At 56.3% G+C, this 16,229-nt stretch carries 15 protein-coding genes; 6 read left to right on the top strand and 9 right to left on the bottom strand.

Features of this window, described 5'->3' with window-relative positions; genetic code table 11:
- Window positions 1-4: 4 nt before the first annotated feature.
- Genes DW082_RS02660 through DW082_RS02650 form a run of 3 tightly spaced genes read right to left on the bottom strand, consistent with a single transcriptional unit; the run spans window position 5 to window position 2,216 of the window.
- Window positions 5-946 carry a DUF2961 domain-containing protein gene (locus DW082_RS02660; protein ID WP_259335490.1) on the bottom strand — a complete coding sequence of 314 codons (942 nt, stop codon included), beginning with the start codon at window positions 944-946 and terminating at the stop codon, window positions 5-7.
- 2 nt (window positions 947-948) lie between these two features.
- Window positions 949-1,674, bottom strand: a complete 726-nt coding sequence (locus tag DW082_RS14865; protein ID WP_259335477.1) for a DUF2961 domain-containing protein — start codon at window positions 1,672-1,674, stop codon at window positions 949-951.
- A gap of 56 nt (window positions 1,675-1,730) precedes the next feature.
- The gene (locus DW082_RS02650; protein ID WP_118457196.1) at window positions 1,731-2,216 is read right to left on the bottom strand and encodes a hypothetical protein; all 486 of its coding nucleotides are present in this window, start codon (window positions 2,214-2,216) and stop codon (window positions 1,731-1,733) included.
- 203 nt (window positions 2,217-2,419) lie between these two features.
- Between DW082_RS02650 and truA the strand changes: the two genes are divergently transcribed.
- Both truA and galK read left to right on the top strand, forming a co-directional pair.
- Window positions 2,420-3,184 carry a tRNA pseudouridine(38-40) synthase TruA gene (gene truA / locus DW082_RS02645; protein ID WP_118457194.1) on the top strand — a complete coding sequence of 255 codons (765 nt, stop codon included), beginning with the start codon at window positions 2,420-2,422 and terminating at the stop codon, window positions 3,182-3,184.
- A gap of 13 nt (window positions 3,185-3,197) precedes the next feature.
- Entirely contained in the window at window positions 3,198-4,343 is a 1,146-nt protein-coding gene (galK, locus tag DW082_RS02640; protein ID WP_101573340.1) for a galactokinase, read from the top strand.
- Between the two features lie 80 nt (window positions 4,344-4,423).
- Here galK and DW082_RS02635 read toward each other — a convergent pair whose 3' ends face one another.
- The 3 genes from DW082_RS02635 to rsmH form a co-directional block, all read right to left on the bottom strand.
- On the bottom strand, window positions 4,424-6,160 hold the full coding sequence (locus DW082_RS02635; RefSeq protein ID WP_118457192.1) for a hypothetical protein: 1,737 nt from the start codon (window positions 6,158-6,160) through the stop codon (window positions 4,424-4,426).
- 25 nt (window positions 6,161-6,185) lie between these two features.
- Window positions 6,186-9,173 carry a tetratricopeptide repeat protein gene (locus DW082_RS02630; protein ID WP_182424070.1) on the bottom strand — a complete coding sequence of 996 codons (2,988 nt, stop codon included), beginning with the start codon at window positions 9,171-9,173 and terminating at the stop codon, window positions 6,186-6,188.
- A 117-nt stretch (window positions 9,174-9,290) separates the two neighbouring features.
- Window positions 9,291-10,193 (bottom strand): 16S rRNA (cytosine(1402)-N(4))-methyltransferase RsmH, encoded by a 903-nt coding sequence (gene rsmH, locus DW082_RS02625; RefSeq protein ID WP_101573344.1) that lies wholly within the window; start codon window positions 10,191-10,193, stop codon window positions 9,291-9,293.
- A gap of 101 nt (window positions 10,194-10,294) precedes the next feature.
- Here rsmH and DW082_RS02620 point away from each other — a divergent pair, with 101 nt between their 5' ends.
- The 4 genes from DW082_RS02620 (at window position 10,295) to DW082_RS02610 (ending at window position 12,587) form a co-directional block, all read left to right on the top strand.
- Window positions 10,295-11,131 carry a 1-acyl-sn-glycerol-3-phosphate acyltransferase gene (locus tag DW082_RS02620; protein WP_118457299.1) on the top strand — a complete coding sequence of 279 codons (837 nt, stop codon included), beginning with the start codon at window positions 10,295-10,297 and terminating at the stop codon, window positions 11,129-11,131.
- A 54-nt stretch (window positions 11,132-11,185) separates the two neighbouring features.
- Window positions 11,186-11,899, top strand: a complete 714-nt coding sequence (locus tag DW082_RS02615; protein ID WP_409049068.1) for a GNAT family N-acetyltransferase — start codon at window positions 11,186-11,188, stop codon at window positions 11,897-11,899.
- On the top strand, window positions 11,848-12,093 hold the full coding sequence (locus tag DW082_RS15400) for a hypothetical protein (protein WP_409049067.1): 246 nt from the start codon (window positions 11,848-11,850) through the stop codon (window positions 12,091-12,093). Before DW082_RS02615 ends, DW082_RS15400 begins: the two co-directional genes overlap by 52 nt.
- A gap of 128 nt (window positions 12,094-12,221) precedes the next feature.
- A complete protein-coding gene (locus tag DW082_RS02610) occupies window positions 12,222-12,587 on the top strand; it encodes a response regulator (protein WP_101573347.1) in 366 nt (121 codons plus the stop codon).
- Window positions 12,588-12,622: 35 nt separating this feature from the next.
- Here DW082_RS02610 and DW082_RS02605 read toward each other — a convergent pair whose 3' ends face one another.
- Genes DW082_RS02605 through DW082_RS02595 form a run of 3 tightly spaced genes read right to left on the bottom strand, consistent with a single transcriptional unit; the run spans window position 12,623 to window position 16,105 of the window.
- Entirely contained in the window at window positions 12,623-13,801 is a 1,179-nt protein-coding gene (locus DW082_RS02605) for a glycosyltransferase family 2 protein (RefSeq protein WP_101573349.1), read from the bottom strand.
- Window positions 13,798-14,916 (bottom strand): glycosyltransferase family 1 protein, encoded by a 1,119-nt coding sequence (locus DW082_RS02600; protein ID WP_118457190.1) that lies wholly within the window; start codon window positions 14,914-14,916, stop codon window positions 13,798-13,800. The genes DW082_RS02605 and DW082_RS02600 overlap by 4 nt, the downstream gene beginning before the upstream one ends.
- Window positions 14,917-14,929: 13 nt before the next feature.
- A complete protein-coding gene (locus tag DW082_RS02595) occupies window positions 14,930-16,105 on the bottom strand; it encodes an acyltransferase (RefSeq protein ID WP_118457188.1) in 1,176 nt (391 codons plus the stop codon).
- Window positions 16,106-16,229 lie beyond the last annotated feature (124 nt).

Raw genomic sequence — 16,229 nt, 5'->3', positions numbered from 1 at the left:
TCCTTTACCCGGCGCCGCATAAAACGCAAAATACTTCTTTCGGCAGGCGACGCCGAGCGGACGGTCGCCCCTGCCGAAAACAAAGAACCGCGGGAAATGGACCGTTTCGATCAAGGTTCGAAAACGAGGCGGTCGAATCCGACGGTTCCGGCGGGAATATGTTCCCCGTAACGGACCATTTCGAATGCGAGCGTATTGATTCCCTTACGAATAACCTGCCGGCCGAGCGAAATCGGAACGACATGCGGTTTCGGCGCATTGAGATCCAATTCCCGAACAACAGCCGTACCGTTGACCTCGATCCCGACCACTCCGTAACCCGGCGAAGCGTACACATCAACGTGAGGTCGAACTCGCCGTCCAACACGCTTTCGAACGAGAGCGTCAACCGGTTGCCCGGCCGATTGCAGTGCCAGTAAAGCTGGGCATTGTTGCTCCAGATATCCCGGTACGGAATCCCGTGATGATGGTAATTCAGCAGATCTTCCGGACTTTTGCTCACGACGGCCATATGTTCGGCCTCGACCGTTATCTCCATTTTCTGCGAAACGAGGTCTTCCCTGTGCAGCGATACTTTGCGGGCGGCCTCCTTCTCGTTCGGTTCGACCAAGCTGCGCCCGCCCGGACGCAGGTACCAGTAAGTCGTCGGAGCGTAATCGACGACGGCCCGCAGGTGATGCCAGAGCTCCATATCGAACCGCAGCGAAGTACGGAACGGAATCCCGTCCAGCACCCGCAGCCGGGTATTCTGCACGAATCCGGCGCTGTCCGCGCCGGCGCCTTCCGGCTGAGCGATGAACGGATGGTCGGTAATACGCTCGCGCCGTCCCCAGGCGTAACCGTAATAGTCCTCGCTTCCGGTTCCCAAATGCGACGGGAACGTCTCTCCGTCCACATAGACTTTTTCGTCGCCTTCGCCCCACCAGGCGTATTCGGTATTGAACAGCGTCAGGCCGTCGCCGACATAAACGCTTGTCCGTCCAGCGCGACGAAGCGGAGATCGGACGGACCGCCGGTATCGTCCGTATTCTGATGCTTGTCCCGTCCGGTCGAAACAGCTCCGTACTGATGCCACGAAGCCCCGAAATGCATCGACCGGTCGTCCCATTTCCACGGAGCGTAGCGTACCCGACCGTCGCATAGGCGCACCGGCTGCGTTCCCAGATTATGGAACGTAATCTCGCACTTGTGTCGGAAAGGCATGACCCAGTAGGCGTCCATCCGTCCGGACGGCTCCGCATACGCGTACCACGTATTGGTATAGAGCGGCAGATAACCGATCCCGTAGAAATCCCCGACCGGACACCATACCGTTCGTTCTCCGTCGAAACGGATCTCAAGCACGGTCGAACGCAACGCCTGCTGCCGTGCGGCCGCATCGAGACGCACGGACAGTTGCCGGACGGCCTTTTCGCCCTCTATCGTGAAAGTTTTACGGTCGCCGGGAGCCAGCGTTCCGTCCAGCGGGATTTCCCGCAGTTTCAGTTCGTCCAATCCCCGATCCCGGTCGCTCAGCTTCCGCCGGACTTCCGATAGCAGCGTCCGGTTCCTACGAAGTTCCTCCGCGGAAAAACTGACAACGCGCGTTCCCGGCTCGTAACTCCGGTAATTGATGTTGTAAAAAACCCCTTCGTGACCGGGCTGAATACCGCCTTTGTCGGAAAAATCGATCATGGAGCTCTGGTAAGTGATTTTACAGCCTTCGGCAAACGGAATTGGGAGGTAAAGGTTCAACCCCCGGTGCATCGAGTCGGTAAGCGTCGACACGCCCATCGACAACGGGGCCCGACCAGGCCGGCGCCGCCGATCAGGCTGCGGGCCCGGCCCTCGACGACCGGTTCGCTGTCGCCGTCCAGGTAAATACGCAGGATACCTTCGCCGGAACCCGCTCCCGAAAAAGTCATCCAAAAACGGACGACGGCACCGGGACCGTCGGCGTCGAGCATCACGTATTCCGTTCCGTGCGGGGTCGTCTCCTGCCGGATAAAATTGGTGCAGTCCCCGTTGCCGAACCAGCCCGGCTGATCCGGCGTTTTCGTGGCGGGATCGGTGCTGCTGGCCTGACGGCAGGCGAACGCAGGATACGGCCACCGGGCGATCTCGTCGCGGTCGGTCATTTCGCGCAGCAAAGTTTCGAGCGAAACTTCCGGAGAAGCGGGTTTCGCCGCCGTAAATAACAGCAGCAATCCAGCAAGCAACATACGATTTTTTTTCATAGAGTCAGAATTAGTCGATTCAGTCGGATTTAAAGGTAATAAAGTTTTTTCGAACCGCTCTGCATTTTCTGAAAAAGGCGTCGAACCAACCGGACGAACGACTCTGTTTCGTAAAACGGCGCAGGAAAATTTATGTATTTCAAACGGACAAAATTTTTACATTTCGCCGAAAATGCTATCTTTGTAAACCTAAAGCGACAACCGTGCGTTACTTTCTACAACTCTCCTACCTCGGCAAGGCATACAACGGCTGGCAGATCCAGCCCAACGCCCCGTCCGTGCAGCAAACCCTGCAACAAAGCCTCGGCACGCTGCTCCGTCGCCCGGTCGAAACCGTAGGCGCCGGGCGCACCGACACGGGAGTGCACGCCTCTTTCTACGTCGTCCATTTCGACACGGAAGCACCGATCGCCGATCCGGAAGATTTCTGCTACCACCTGAATGCGCTGTTGCCGTACGACATCGCCGTGCAACGACTGCGACGGGTGCGGAACGACGCACACGCCCGGTTCGACGCATTGGAACGGGAGTACAAATATTACATTTCACCGCGTAAAAACCCGTTCAACCGCGACACCGCGTACCAATTGGCTTGGCCGCTCGATCTGTGCCGCATGAACGAAGCCGCAGCCCTGCTGCCGGGAGAACAGGATTTCACCAGTTTTTGCAAGCTGCACTCGGACAATAAAACGAACCTGTGCCGCATCGCCCGCGCCGGATGGCAGCGGCAGGACGACGGGTTGCTGGTATTCACCATTGCGGCGGACCGCTTCCTGCGCAACATGGTACGCGCCGTAGTCGGCACGCTGCTCGACGTCGGCCGAGGCAAGCTGACTGCGGAAGATTTCCGCAGCGTGATCGCCGGGCGCGACCGCTCGCTGGCGAGCAGCTCGGCCCCGCCGCAGGGGCTTTTTCTGAGCCGGGTGACCTATCCGGAAACGATCTACATTTCAGACGATACGAACTAATCTTATAACCGCTATGAAAACTAAAATTCAGGAACTATTCAAAAAAATGTACGGCGACGGAGCGTCGTTCTTCGCTTCGCCCGGACGCGTCAACCTGATCGGCGAACATACCGACTACAACCTGGGATTCGTGTTGCCCGGTGCTATCGACAAGGCAATCTACGTTGGCGTCAAACCCAACGACGGACAGAAGTGCCGGATCCATTCGGTCGATTACGACCAGTCGATCGAAATGGATCTGCACGGCGAAAAACCGGCACAACAGTGGGCCCGCTACATCTACGGCGTAGTGCAGGAGATGGAGAAACGCGGGGCGCTGATCCGTCCGTTCGACATGACTTTCGGCGGGGACGTCCCGCTCGGCGCGGGACTTTCGTCGTCGGCCGCGCTCGAAAGCGCAGTGGGCTTCGCGCTCAACACGGTCTACAACCTCGGTTTTTCGCGCGAACAACTGGCCAAAATCGGCCAGATGACCGAACACAACTACGTAGGCGTGCGCTGCGGGATCATGGATCAGTTCGCCTCGCTGTTCGGCGATCACGGGAAGGTGATCCGGCTGGACTGCCGTTCGCTGGAATACAAACTCGAACCGTTCGATCCGACAGGCTGCAAAGTCGTGCTGTTCGATACGCAGGTAAAACATTCGCTCGCCTCGTCGGAATACAACGTGCGCCGCGCACAGTGCGAGGCAGGCGTCGCCGTGATATTGAAACACGTGGGCGGCATCGAGTCGCTACGCGACGTAACGCTCGAAATGCTGAACACCTACAAAAACGAAATGGACGACGTGGTTTACCGCCGCTGCAGCTTCGTCATCAACGAAAACCAGCGGGTGCTCGACGCCTGCGACGCACTCGAAAAGGGGGACTACGCGACTTTCGGCGAAAAAATGAACGGTTCGCACGACGGGCTGAGCAAATGGTACGAAGTGAGCTGCGAGGAACTCGATTTTCTGGCGGATCTCGGACACCGCAACAGCGGCGTGCTCGGCGCGCGGATGATGGGCGGCGGCTTCGGCGGCTGCACGATCAACCTGGTGAGGGATGCCGCTTATGCCGATTACCTGGCCGAAGTCACCGACAAATTCACGCACCGCTTCGGCAAGGCGCCCCGCATTATCGAAGTCAACATTTCCCAGGGAGCGCATCAGATCCGATAACGATACCGATGAACGAAAGAGCCCGGAAGCGATCGCTTCCGGGCTCTTTCGTTTCCCCGTCACACGCTAAAACTGCAGTTTCACGCCGGCGAGCATATTGATGCCCAGATCGCGGTACTGATTGTAACGGTAAATCCGCTGGTTGGCCAGGTTACGCCCTTCGAGGAACACGCCGATCCTCTTCGAAATGTTGTATCGGCGCCGAAATATACGTCGAATTGCATATCCACATGAGTCCGGCCCAGTCCGGCAGACGCGCTCGCCCCGTCCGTATACATAAACAAGATGTCGAAATCGCGCGGTCCGTACACGTCCACTCCGGCCTTGAGCAGCAATTTATCCCGGTAATTGTATTTCAGAGCGAGTCCGGCCGTCAGGTTCGGCAACCCGATATGGGCGCTCTGATCTTCGATTTTTTTCACGTCGTAACCCCGGTACTGCAAATTGAACAGCAAGCCGAACGCGCCGGAAATACGTCCTTCCAACTCGGCCCCGATCGTCCACATCGTCACGTCGCGCTGCGACACTCCGAACACGTTTCCCTGGTAAAGAGCCTGATACACATTCGCCCCGTCCCCCAGCAACATCAGGTAGGCATTCAATCCGTAATTCATGTTCAGATAGCGCGAAACGCCGCCGAACACATGGTACGCGAACGACGACGAAACGCCGCCCCGGATACCGATCCGACCGTTGTATTCGCTGGTATTACGCCCCGTAACGCCCTGCAACACGTAAGGATTCCAAGTCACCGTATTACGGTAACCGTAGTTCAAGTACTCGCCGTCGATCTTCAGATAAGGAGTAAAACCGTCCGAAGCGCGCCATTTGAGTTCGAACAGCGGGAAGAAGGCGCTTTCGCTGCGATCCCCGTCGTTGTCGAGCACGTAATTGGCCCCCAGCGCAAATTCCAGCTTTCCGCCCTGCAAACGGTACATCGGCCGTACCGTCAGGATATTATCCTTGTAACCGTCCAACTCGCCGCTGCCTTTATAAACATCGTAACCGGCGTGCAGAGTCACCCCATGCCGCTGCCCAAAACGTTTTCCCAGATCGAGAAACGTCTTCACATCGGCCTCCTTCATGTCGAAACGATCCTGAAAATAAGCTCCCTCGGCGCCGAAACGGATATTGAAATAGGAAAGGTCTTCGAACGCATGTCCGAAATAGATTTTCCCGTGCACGGTCGAAAAGTTCTGCCGCAGGGCCGATGCCGAAGCATCGATATTCCGTCCGGTAAAGTTTTCCAGCGTCCAGGTCGTATCGTACCCGTAGCGGCTGATCTTATCGTAATCGTACCCCAGTTCGCCGCCGATCCCGAAACGGCCGAAACGACGCTCGCCGTACGCCCCGATCCGGTTGAACGTCTGCCCGGCCGGAGTCTTGATCCCGTTGTCGTTCTTGCGGTCGCTCCAGCTACCGTAATGGTTGACCAGTACGCCCCACTTGCCGTTGACGTTCTTCGTAGACGAAAAATAAGCGTCCACCACGCTCTGGAACGGAACGCCGACGCCGACTTTCAGGTACAACGGGCGATCCTGCCGGTAGTTGTCCAGACTGACCGACACCGGTTTAATCGGCGTCACTTCGAACCCGTAGCTGATCGGGTTCGGATGAATCTTGTAAGTCACCTCGGGACGCAGCGCCACCGTATCGTTCATATCGGGTTTAACATTCAGTTTCGATGCTTCGTTCACGGTCGGTTCGTAATCGCGCGTCACTTCCATCTGGCGGTTCAGATCCCCTTCTTCGGGCTTCTGCGCCCAGGCGGGACATGCGGCCACCGCCGCTGCGATCAGTATGATTGTTTTTTTCATCACTCTCTGTCGGTTACTTTAAAATCTATTTCAATGCGTCCATTTTCTGCTGCGCCTCGGCTACGACGCCGTCATTCTTGTCGGAATAGCCGTCCACGATACTTTTATAGGTGGCTTTGGCCTGGAACGCGTCGTTCTGCTTGACGTAAATGTCGCCGAGAATCAAAAAGGCCTTTCCCATCCAGTACTCGTACGGCAGGTTCTTTTCGGAGAACGCGAACACTTCCTTCTCGGCCTCTTTCAGTTTGTTCTGCTTGAACAGGATCGAAACGATCTGGTAACGCGCCTCGGCCGCATCCCGCGTACGGGCGTCGATCATCTTGCGGTAGTGCGCCAGCGCCCCGTTGTCGTCCCCGGCGGCTTGTAGCGCGCGGCCTTTCAAGAAATTGGCCGTATGCGCCAGATCGTCGGTCAGGTGGGAAGAAACCAGCACTTCGTCGGCGGCATTGCCCGCGGCAGTCATATCCCCGGACGCCACGACCGCTTTCAGGTAGCCGTCCAACGCTTCGGACGCCACGTTCTTCTGCGGCGCGATCACGCTCAGCCGCTTGTACGACTCGGCTGCGGCCGCATAATTTTTATCCTCCATCTGCATGGCTGCGGCTTTCTGCAGCGCCAGCGATTGGTAACGGTTGCTCGGCATGTTGCCGACCTCCTCGAAAGCCGCCAACGCCCCCGCACGGTTTCCAGCCTGCAGCGAACAGTCGCCGAGCGCATACAGCGCATCCGCCCGATAAACCCCTTGCGGATACTGGCGCAGGTAATTGTCCATCAACGGAAGCGCCCGCGTATAATCCCGGCTCTGGTAAACCCGGTTGGCCGCCATGAACGAAAGCGAATCGCGCTCGACGACCGTCACGTTCGTCTCGATACCGCTCTGTTTGGCAAAAGCGAAATAGGTATCGACATCGTTCTTGTCGACATAAATATTCTTGATACCGATCATCGCATCTTTCACCTGCGGCGAAGAGGGATAGTTGTCGACCACCTTCTTGTAGTATTTCAACGCTTCGTCGTTTTTGCCGAGATTTTGGTAAATCAGTCCCAACTCGGACAGGGCGCTCACGGCGAACGGCGACTGCGGATAACCGTCCACCAGGCGTTTCAGTACGGCGGCGCCGTCGTTGAAGCGTTCACGGCGCACGTAGGTGCGCCCCAACTCGAACATCGCGTCGTCGACGTAGTCGCTCTTGCCGTCGCCGATAATCGCGATCAGCGACTCGACCTTGCGGTCGTACTTGTCGACCAGACCGAGCATCACGGCCCGCTGGAACCGGGCGTAATCGGCCCCGACCGTGGACAGGCTGATCGCCTTGTCGTAATTTTCGATCGCCTTGTAGTACTCGCGTTGGGCGAAAGCGATGTCACCCAACCGGTTGAAAGCGTCCGCCCGCAAATCGTCCTTGGCGGGATAAGCGTTCAGGAAACTATTGAACCTCGCGGCGGCCTTGTCCCACTGCTTGGCATTGAAATAACAGTATCCCAAGTTGTATTGCGCCATCCGGTTCTCTCGCTCGTTACTCGGAGAAAGCGCCACATAAGCCTCGTAGAGCGGCTGCGCTTTGGCGTAATCCCCTTTGCGGACATAGGTTTCGGCCCGCCAGAATTTGGTCAGCGCCGTATACTTGGCCGTATATCTATTGGCGTCGGCCACATCGAGCAATTCGAGCGTCCGGTCGTAGTCGCCGGCCTCGAAACACTCCAGCGCACGGAAATAAGCGATCTTCTGCAACGCCATCTTCACGTTGTTGTCCGGATCGGGCAACTGGCGGATCGCCTCGTAAGCCGCATTGTAGTTGCGGGAATTGAAATAGGCAGCCAACAGGATCTCGCGCGCCTCGTTGATCCGAGGCGAATCGGGAAACTCCTTGATATAATTATCCAACGTGGTGATCGCTTCGTTGAAAATACCGCCGCCCAATTCGTACTGCAACTTTCCGTAGTTGAACATGGCCTCTTCGCGGATCGCCTGGTCGAAATCGTCCGAAGCGGCCAGCGCGAAAGCGCTCATCGCTTTTTTCTTGTCCCCCATCTGCAGGTAAGCGTCGCCGAGGTGGAAGCTGGCGTTCTGAGCCAGTTCGTCGCCGCCCGAAGCGACCTGCGTGAGCCGGTCGATCGCTTTCGGATAGTCGCGGTCGACGTAATTGCAGTAACCGGCCAGGTAAAGTTCCTCGCGCCCCATCTCACCGCCCAGTTTGGCGTAATTGTCCATATAGGCCAGCGCCTTCGGATAGTCGCCCAGGTGGAAATAAGCTTCGCTGACGATCCGCGAAATCTCTTGTTGACGGGCTTCGGTCGCCTTGGCCAGCAACGGAATCCCGTTAGCCACCACGTAGTCGTAATTGTTCTCCCGGAACTCGATCTGCAACAGGTAAAACGGAATGATCGGTTCGTAAGCCGGATTGTCCGCGATCGACGCGAACTCCCGCTTGGCCGCCTGCAGATCGCCGCGGGAATAGTCGATATAAGCGATGTAATACGTGGCGTGCGGCTTATACTGCGGATCGGTATTGCAGTTCTTGAAATAGCCGTAGGCCTTGTCGGTGTCCCCGCACATGTAGGCGGCATATCCCGTCCGGAAATTATATTCGTCGAAACGCGAAAAGTCGAGCTCATAGGGATCGACCTGTTGGTACTGCGCATAGGCGGCCTGGTAATCGCCCTCCTCGTGCAACAGCGTGCCGAGCGAAAACCGGATGTCGTTCGCATAGATCGAACCCGGATACTCCAGAATGAAACGGTCGAGCATCTCGCGGGCGTTTCCCTGCCGCATCTCGGCGGCGCACAAAGCTATGTAATAAGCCGCCCGCTCCGAAAACCCGACATCGTCGGCGCCTGCGCCGCGGGCCGCCTTCTCGAACTCGGTCTGCGCAGCGGAGTATTTCTGTTTTTCGTAAAGGGCTATACCCTTATCGTAATGGGATTGCGCCTCGCGCGGCGCGGCTTCTATCTGAGAAACAGGAGCCGCCAGCAACAACAGCGCGGCCCCGAAACTCAACATTTTTTTTCTCATATCGGTTCTTGTTATCAGCTCGGCAAAGTTAACAAAATTTATCAATAGCCTTCCCGGCGACAGGCTAAAATATACAGTAAAATCGCCGATCGTGCGGAATCCGGTTCTTTCGGACGATCAGCGTTTTTCGGCGGCCCGCAGTTTGGCGCTCCGCGAACGCGGGTTCCGTTCGGTCTCTTCGGCGGACGGAACGATCGCCTTGCGTACGACCAGTTCCCAGGGCGTCCGGGGCCGTCCGTAAAAATCCTTCTCCGGTTTGCCCGTGAAATTTCCGCTACGCATGAAATTTTTGACGAGCCGGTCTTCGAGCGAATGATAAGTGATCACCACCAACCGTCCCCCGGGACGCAGTACGCGGAGCGCCTGTTCGAGCATCATCTCCAGCGCATCCATCTCGCCGTTCACCTCGATGCGGATCGCCTGGAACAGCTTGGCCAGAAACTTACTGTCCGCCCCGCGCGGGGTTACCGGCGCAACCGCTTCGATCAGGTCGCTGATCGAAGCGAGCGGCCGCTCGCGGCGCACCCGCTCGATGCATCCTGCGATCCGGTGCGGAGCGTCCAGTTCGCCGTAATCCCGGAAAATCCGGATCAATTTTCCCGTTTCGTAACGGTTCACTACGTCCGCAGCCGAAAGCCGGGCACGCTGATTCATCCGCATGTCGAGCGGAGCGTCGAAACGGAACGAGAATCCGCGCTGCCGCGTATCGAAATGGTGCGACGACACGCCCAGATCGGCCAGCACCCCGTCCACCTGTTCGTATCCGTGCAGGCGCAATTGCCCCCGCATGAAACGGAAATTCGATTCTATGAACGTGAAGCGGGCGTCGTCGGGGACGTTGCGGCGGGCGTCGCTATCCTGGTCGAACCCCAGCAGGCGCCCCTTTGCGGAAAGCCGCTCCAGAATCCCGCGCGAATGCCCGCCGCCGCCGAAAGTCAGATCGACATACATTCCGTCGGGACGTATGTTTAGCAAATCGATACTTTCGGCGAACAGCACCGGCACATGGTAGGACTCCATAACGACAAGTTAAAATTTCGCGGATAAAAGTACAAAATTTACCCGAAACCGTTCCAATGAACCGGGAATATCTTAATTTTGCGCAAAATCAACCCAACGTGATGTCCGACGAGAAAACGCTTACCGTCGATCTGGAGAAAGTGATCCGGGATAAAAATCCGACGCTGGCGCGTTTGTTACCGCGCTTCGTAGTGGCCTATCTGAAACGCACGATCCACCAGGACGAAATCAACCGTATTTTGCAGGCTTATTCGCACCTCGAACCGATCCCGTTCATCCGCGCGGCGCTGGCGGATATGGGTATCCGTTACCGGGCGGTCGGGCTCGAAAAGCTGCCGCGCGAAGGACGCTACCTGTTCGCTTCGAACCATCCGTTCGGCGGCATGGACGGCATGATGCTGTGCGACGAACTGGAGCGCCATTTCGGATCGGTCAAAATCATCGTCAACGACCTGTTGATGCACCTCACGCCGCTCAATCCGCTCTTCATCCCGGTCAACAAGCACGGCCGGCAGAAGGCGCAGTACGCCGAACTGTTCCGGCAAAACCTGCAAAGCGGCGTGCAGGTCGCCACGTTCCCGGCCGGGCTCTGCTCGCGCCGGCACCGGGGCGTCGTGCGGGATTGCCCGTGGCGACCCAGTTTCGTCAAAAACGCGATCGAAAGCCGCCGCGACGTCGTTCCGGTCTATTTCGAAGGGGAACTGTCGTCTTTTTTTTACAACCTGTCCAACTTCCGCACCGCCGTGGGCATCCGGGCCAATCTCGAAATGCTCTACCTGCCCGACGAGATGTTCCGCCAGCGAGGAAAAGATTTCCGCATCCGCTTCGGAAAACCGGTGCCGTGGCAGCGGCTCGACGACGGGAAGCCCGCGAAAGTATGGGCGGAACGGCTCCGGGAATACGTATATAAACTTAAAAACGAACAAAAAAACGGCTAAATATTACTTTGTCGATTTGTTTTTATATTTTTGCTCATCCAATCAAAACACCCGATGAAACCACTGATCGACCCCGTCCCGACCGATTTGATAGAAGCAGAATTGACCCGGGAACGCTTTCTGCGCCCGACCAATAACGGAGACAATGAAATATACGTCGTCACAGCCGGCGACAGCCCGAACGTAATGCGGGAAATCGGACGGCTCAGGGAAGTGTCGTTCCGCGACGGCGGAGGCGGCACGGGAGCCGACACGGACATCGACGAATACGACCTCGATCCGGAAGGATACCGGCAGTTGATCGTCTGGGATCCGAAACAAAAGGAGATCGTCGGCGGATACCGCTTCATCATTTCGCATTCGTCGCATCCGAAATGCATGTCGACGGAACACTATTTTCGTTTCACGGACAAATTCCGCGAGGAATACCTGCCCTACACGATCGAACTGGGACGGTCGTTCGTACAGCCTCATTACCAGGGCTCGCGCAGCAACCCGAAAGGGCTCTATTCGCTCGACAACCTGTGGGACGGACTGGGAGCGTTGGTCGTGAACAATCCGGACATGCGCTACTTTTTCGGCAAAGTCACCATGTACGGCTCGTACGACAAAGAAGCCCGCAACATCCTGCTCTATTTCCTGCGCAAACATTTCCCGGATCGCGAAAACCTGGTCGAGGCCATTCACCCGATCGTCCTCGATTTCGACGTCGAAAGATGGAAGCGCTGTTCTGCGGCGGCAGCTATGCGGAAGACTACAAAACGTTGATCCGCGAGATCCGCAATTACCGTGAAAACATCCCGCCGCTGATCAACTCGTACATGAGCCTTTCGCCATCGATGCGCGTTTTCGGAACGGTCGTCAACCCCGATTTCGGGAATGTCGAGGAGACCGGGATACTGATTACGATCAGCGACATTTATCCCAAAAAATCGGAGCGGCATTTCAAAATAAGGAAATAGCTCGTCCAGAACGTGTTGTATCCCCCAAAAGCGCAAAATCCAGAAAAAAAGCAATTTCCGTGGAAATCATTGCTTTTATGGAAAAAATTGGCTTATTTTGTAACGTTTAATTAATCCTATCGGTAGTAATGGCAGACAATCGACCCAAGAAAATATTGGTTGCGGAAGATACGGACAGTAACTTTCTGCTGGTGTCCATCATCTTAAGGAAAGAGTATACCGTTTTACGGGCATACAACGGCATCGAAGCCATCGACGTTTACAAAAAAGAGCAGCCCGACCTGATCCTGATGGACATCAAAATGCCGGAGATGGACGGACTGGAAGCATCCCGCGCAATCCGGGATATCGATCCGGAAATCCCGATCATCGCACTTACTGCCAACGCTTTCGACAGCGACAAGCAAAAAGCGATCGACGCAGGCTGTAACGACTACATGGCCAAGCCCATCGTCGTGGGACAGTTGACCGCAATGATCAAAAAATACATCTAAGCCGATTTTCCGGACGTCATCGGGCGGGTCTGCGATCAGGCCCGCTTTGCTTTTTCCCACGCGCCCGAACCCGATCCCCGTTTTTTCCGCAAGTAGCAGAAGCCGCGGATCACGTTCACGTTCATAAAAAGGAAATAATACGGCACGAACAAGTACTTGTTGCGGATCGCCCGGGTCGCCAGGTAATATCCTCCGAGGGCGGCGGCGTAAAACGCCAGTTGCAACGCCAGGAACGTAATGTACAACGGCGATCCGCTAAAGGCCAGCGCCGCATTGACCGGCAACAGCAAAAAAAGCAGCAGCGGAGTGAGCGACCAACGCAGCACCCGGTGCGATAAGAACATGAAACTGACCACGCCGTAACGAAAGACATTCAGCAGCGGTCGCAGACGTCCGATCGACTGCAGGCCGCCGGCGCAAATACGCACCTTGCGCTTCTGCTCTTCCTTCATGTCGGACGAAGCGCCTTCGATGGCATAGGCCGTATCGCAATAAGCGATGCGGTATCCTTTCTGCACGATCCGCAGCGAGAGGACGAAATCGTCCAGCAGCGTATCGTTCTCCATCCGCTCGAAGAGGCCGCGCCGCACGGCAAACAACTCGCCGGCCGCCCCCATCGCGGAGTACAGCCGCCAGTCGAGCCGCTTCAGCGCCGACTCGTATTTCCAGTAAAGGCCTTCGCCTCCGGCAGCCGCGCCGTCGAGCCGCCGCACGGCGATCCGCTTTTCGCCGGCCACGCATCCCACCGTCGGGTCGGAAAAGCAGCGCACGATCTCACGTATCGCCTCCCGGTTCAACATCGTATTGGCATCGGTAAACACCACCAGCGACGTTTCGACGAATTCGATCCCGCGATTCAACGCCGCCGTTTTCCCCTGACGTTCGGGCTGAAAAAATACCTCGACCTCCGGGTAGGCCTCCAGTCTCCGGTTCGTCGAATCGTCGCTTCCGTCCGTCACCCAAACCACTTTCAACCGATCGGCCGGGTAATCTAACGACCGGGTATTCGCCATCTTCTCGTCCACGACCCGTTCTTCGTTGTAAGCGGCAACGAACAGAGTCACTTCCGGCAATTCGTCCGGCATCCGCGGCTCCTTCCGGGGACGGAACGTCTCCTTAACCTTTACCAGCACCCACAACACGATGCCATAACCGATATAAGTATAAAAAACGACGAATACCGAAATCCAGAATACGATCTCCAATGCTTTCATAATCCGACCGATTTATAAACGTCCAACGTCTGTTCCGCCGTCTTTCGCCACGAAAATTGTTTTACCCGCTCCAACCCGTAAGCCCGCTGGCGTTCGTACAGTTGCGGATCGTCCAGCAACCGCCGCACTGCTCCGGCGATCTGCGTCTCGTCCGTCGGATCGACCAGCACGGCCCCGCTCCCAGCGACCTCGGGCATCGCCGAAGTGTCGGAAGTAACGACCGGCGTTCCGCAGGCCATCGCCTCCAGCATCGGGATTCCGAAGCTCTCGCGCAACGACGTATAAAGAAAAATCTTCGCTCCGCAATATACCGACGGCAGGTCGCCGTTGGGAATGTAACCGGGCAGGCGCAGCAGCGGTTTGACGTCGGAAATCTGCTGCTCCTTCAATATTCCGTCAATCACGTTTTCGGGAATATCCGCTACCAGCAGCGGCAGCGGACGCTCTGTCTGCCGGGCATACAGGGCATAGGCGCGGAGCGTGCGCGCCGTATTTTTCTTCGGATCGGTATTGCCGAGAAAAAACAGGTATTCTTTCTCCGGTAGGTATTTGCGAGTCACCTCGTACGGAGATTCGACCGGACGAAAATGACTTCCGTACCCGTTGTAAACGGCAACCAACCGGTCGCCGCCGATCTGCAGTGCACTCCCGATCCGCTCGCGCTCGTAGTTCGACACGGTGATGATCCGGCGGCATTTCGGCAGAACACGCGGGACGACGAAGCGCCTGTAATACCACCCCATGTTCTGATACCACGAAGGACTGGAACCGGAACGTTTCTCCAAGAAAATAATATCGTGCAGGGTAAGCACCAGCGGAACGTCGCACCGCAGCGGCGCCGTATTGCCGGTACAATGCAGGATGTCGGGCCCGATCCGGCGCACCGTTTCCGGCAGGCAGACCTGTTCCCAAAGCGGATAGAGCGGAGCGTTTACCGTCACGATATGCATATTCTCGCTCTCCTCGAGGCAGCGGTCTTCGCCCGCGTTGACGAGGATGAAATATTCGTTTTCACGATCTATCTTCTGCAATTCCCGGATCACTTCCAGCGCGACGAAATCCATCCCATGCTTATTCACGCGGAAAATGCGCTGGGCTTCGATAGCTATTTTCATGGTATTGTACCGATTAATTCACATTCAGTTCCCCTGCAAATCCGTTTGCAGCTCTCAGCCGGACGTTCCGCTTCCTGGCGATACAGGGTCGTTCCACGACCCAGTAAAACACCGAAGCGACCAGAATCGTCAGCGGGAAGAAAACCAGAGCATGCGTAAAATAGTTCGCCACGTAACTTTCCGACCACATCAGATGCTGTCCGAATACTTTACCGAACAAGTAGAACATCGGATAGTGCAACAAATAGAACGAATAGCTCATGCCGCCCAGGACATAAACGGCCTTATGGGTCAGCATCCGGTTCAGCAAACGGCTTTTGAATACGGCGACCAGGAAAACGAAACAGCAGACCGTAAAGGCAGTGCGGTTCGGGGCGTAGGTCGTCCACAACATACCGAAAAAGACGGCCGCAGCGACCGCATCCCATACGTATGACTTCCGAAGCAGGAAATCATTATGACGCAAATAGATAAAAGCCAGCAGAAACCCGGAAAGGAATAGCGGCAGGAATACGAACACCGTCCGGTCGAGATGCAACCGCGCGATATCGTCCAGGAACAAAGCCCGTACGACGATGGCCGCCGCCGCGAGTCCCAGCAGTTTCACCAGCATGAGCGAATGGTTCGAAAATATAAAACCGATCAGAAAAGGCGCGATCAGATAGAACTGCACTTCCGCCTCCAGGCTCCAGGTGACCGGATTGAACGGAGCCCATGCCCCGTAAATCAGCGTATGCACATAAGCCACGGCGCTGAACAGGTGCGGGGATTCGCCGGCCAGCGACAAACGGTTGGCTACGACATAAAGCGTATAAAATATCACGCAAGAGAGCAGGAACGGCCAGCCGATCCGGGAAAACCGACGCCGGTAATAAACCTTTAGCTCCGTTTTTTTTTCGTGATACATGTAATGCCGCAGAAAAGGCAAGGAGATCACGAAACCGCTGATGGCAAAAAAGATCTCGACCCCGAACCCGAACCGGTTGATAAACCAGTCCCATGAAAAAAAGTCCGAAATCCCGGCGTTGAAGTTCCGGCCGACGCTCCGGCTGACATAATTATTCAAATGCAGCATGAATACCGTCAGGATGGCCAGAAAACGCAGACCGTCGATCTCCTTGATAAACAATTTCGGATCGACGGGGCGCTTGATTTTCTCCAGGATGGACTGTTTCCCTTTATTCTGCATAAATATCTGACAGACAGCATTTAACGACACCGGTTTCGCTCGACGCACCCCTCCGATAACCGATTGTCAAAATAAACACATTATCCCGGATATTCCAAGCCGTTTGCAGCATTTATTTATCGGA

Origin of the sequence: Alistipes sp. AF48-12, assembly GCF_003477565.1 — a bacterium.
Classification (GTDB): Bacteria; Bacteroidota; Bacteroidia; order Bacteroidales; family Rikenellaceae; genus Alistipes_A; species Alistipes_A hominis.
Note: the sequence above shows the minus strand (reverse complement) of the source record. Positions and strands in the feature narration are given on the sequence as shown.

Bases quoted from the DNA above. Each gene is read 5' to 3' on its own strand.
- DW082_RS14865 (WP_259335477.1), bottom strand. From the start codon at position 1,674: ATGATCGATTTTTCCGACAAAGGCGGTATTCAGCCCGGTCACGAAGGG.
- DW082_RS02650 (WP_118457196.1), bottom strand. From the start codon at position 2,216: ATGAAAAAAAATCGTATGTTGCTTGCTGGATTGCTGCTGTTATTTACG.
- galK (WP_101573340.1), top strand. From the start codon at position 3,198: ATGAAAACTAAAATTCAGGAACTATTCAAAAAAATGTACGGCGACGGA.
- DW082_RS02635 (WP_118457192.1), bottom strand. From the start codon at position 6,160: ATGAAAAAAACAATCATACTGATCGCAGCGGCGGTGGCCGCATGTCCC.
- DW082_RS02630 (WP_182424070.1), bottom strand. From the start codon at position 9,173: ATGAGAAAAAAAATGTTGAGTTTCGGGGCCGCGCTGTTGTTGCTGGCG.
- rsmH (WP_101573344.1), bottom strand. From the start codon at position 10,193: ATGGAGTCCTACCATGTGCCGGTGCTGTTCGCCGAAAGTATCGATTTG.
- DW082_RS02620 (WP_118457299.1), top strand. From the start codon at position 10,295: ATGTCCGACGAGAAAACGCTTACCGTCGATCTGGAGAAAGTGATCCGG.
- DW082_RS02615 (WP_409049068.1), top strand. From the start codon at position 11,186: ATGAAACCACTGATCGACCCCGTCCCGACCGATTTGATAGAAGCAGAA.
- DW082_RS15400 (WP_409049067.1), top strand. From the start codon at position 11,848: ATGGAAGCGCTGTTCTGCGGCGGCAGCTATGCGGAAGACTACAAAACG.
- DW082_RS02610 (WP_101573347.1), top strand. From the start codon at position 12,222: ATGGCAGACAATCGACCCAAGAAAATATTGGTTGCGGAAGATACGGAC.
- DW082_RS02605 (WP_101573349.1), bottom strand. From the start codon at position 13,801: ATGAAAGCATTGGAGATCGTATTCTGGATTTCGGTATTCGTCGTTTTT.
- DW082_RS02600 (WP_118457190.1), bottom strand. From the start codon at position 14,916: ATGAAAATAGCTATCGAAGCCCAGCGCATTTTCCGCGTGAATAAGCAT.
- DW082_RS02595 (WP_118457188.1), bottom strand. From the start codon at position 16,105: ATGCAGAATAAAGGGAAACAGTCCATCCTGGAGAAAATCAAGCGCCCC.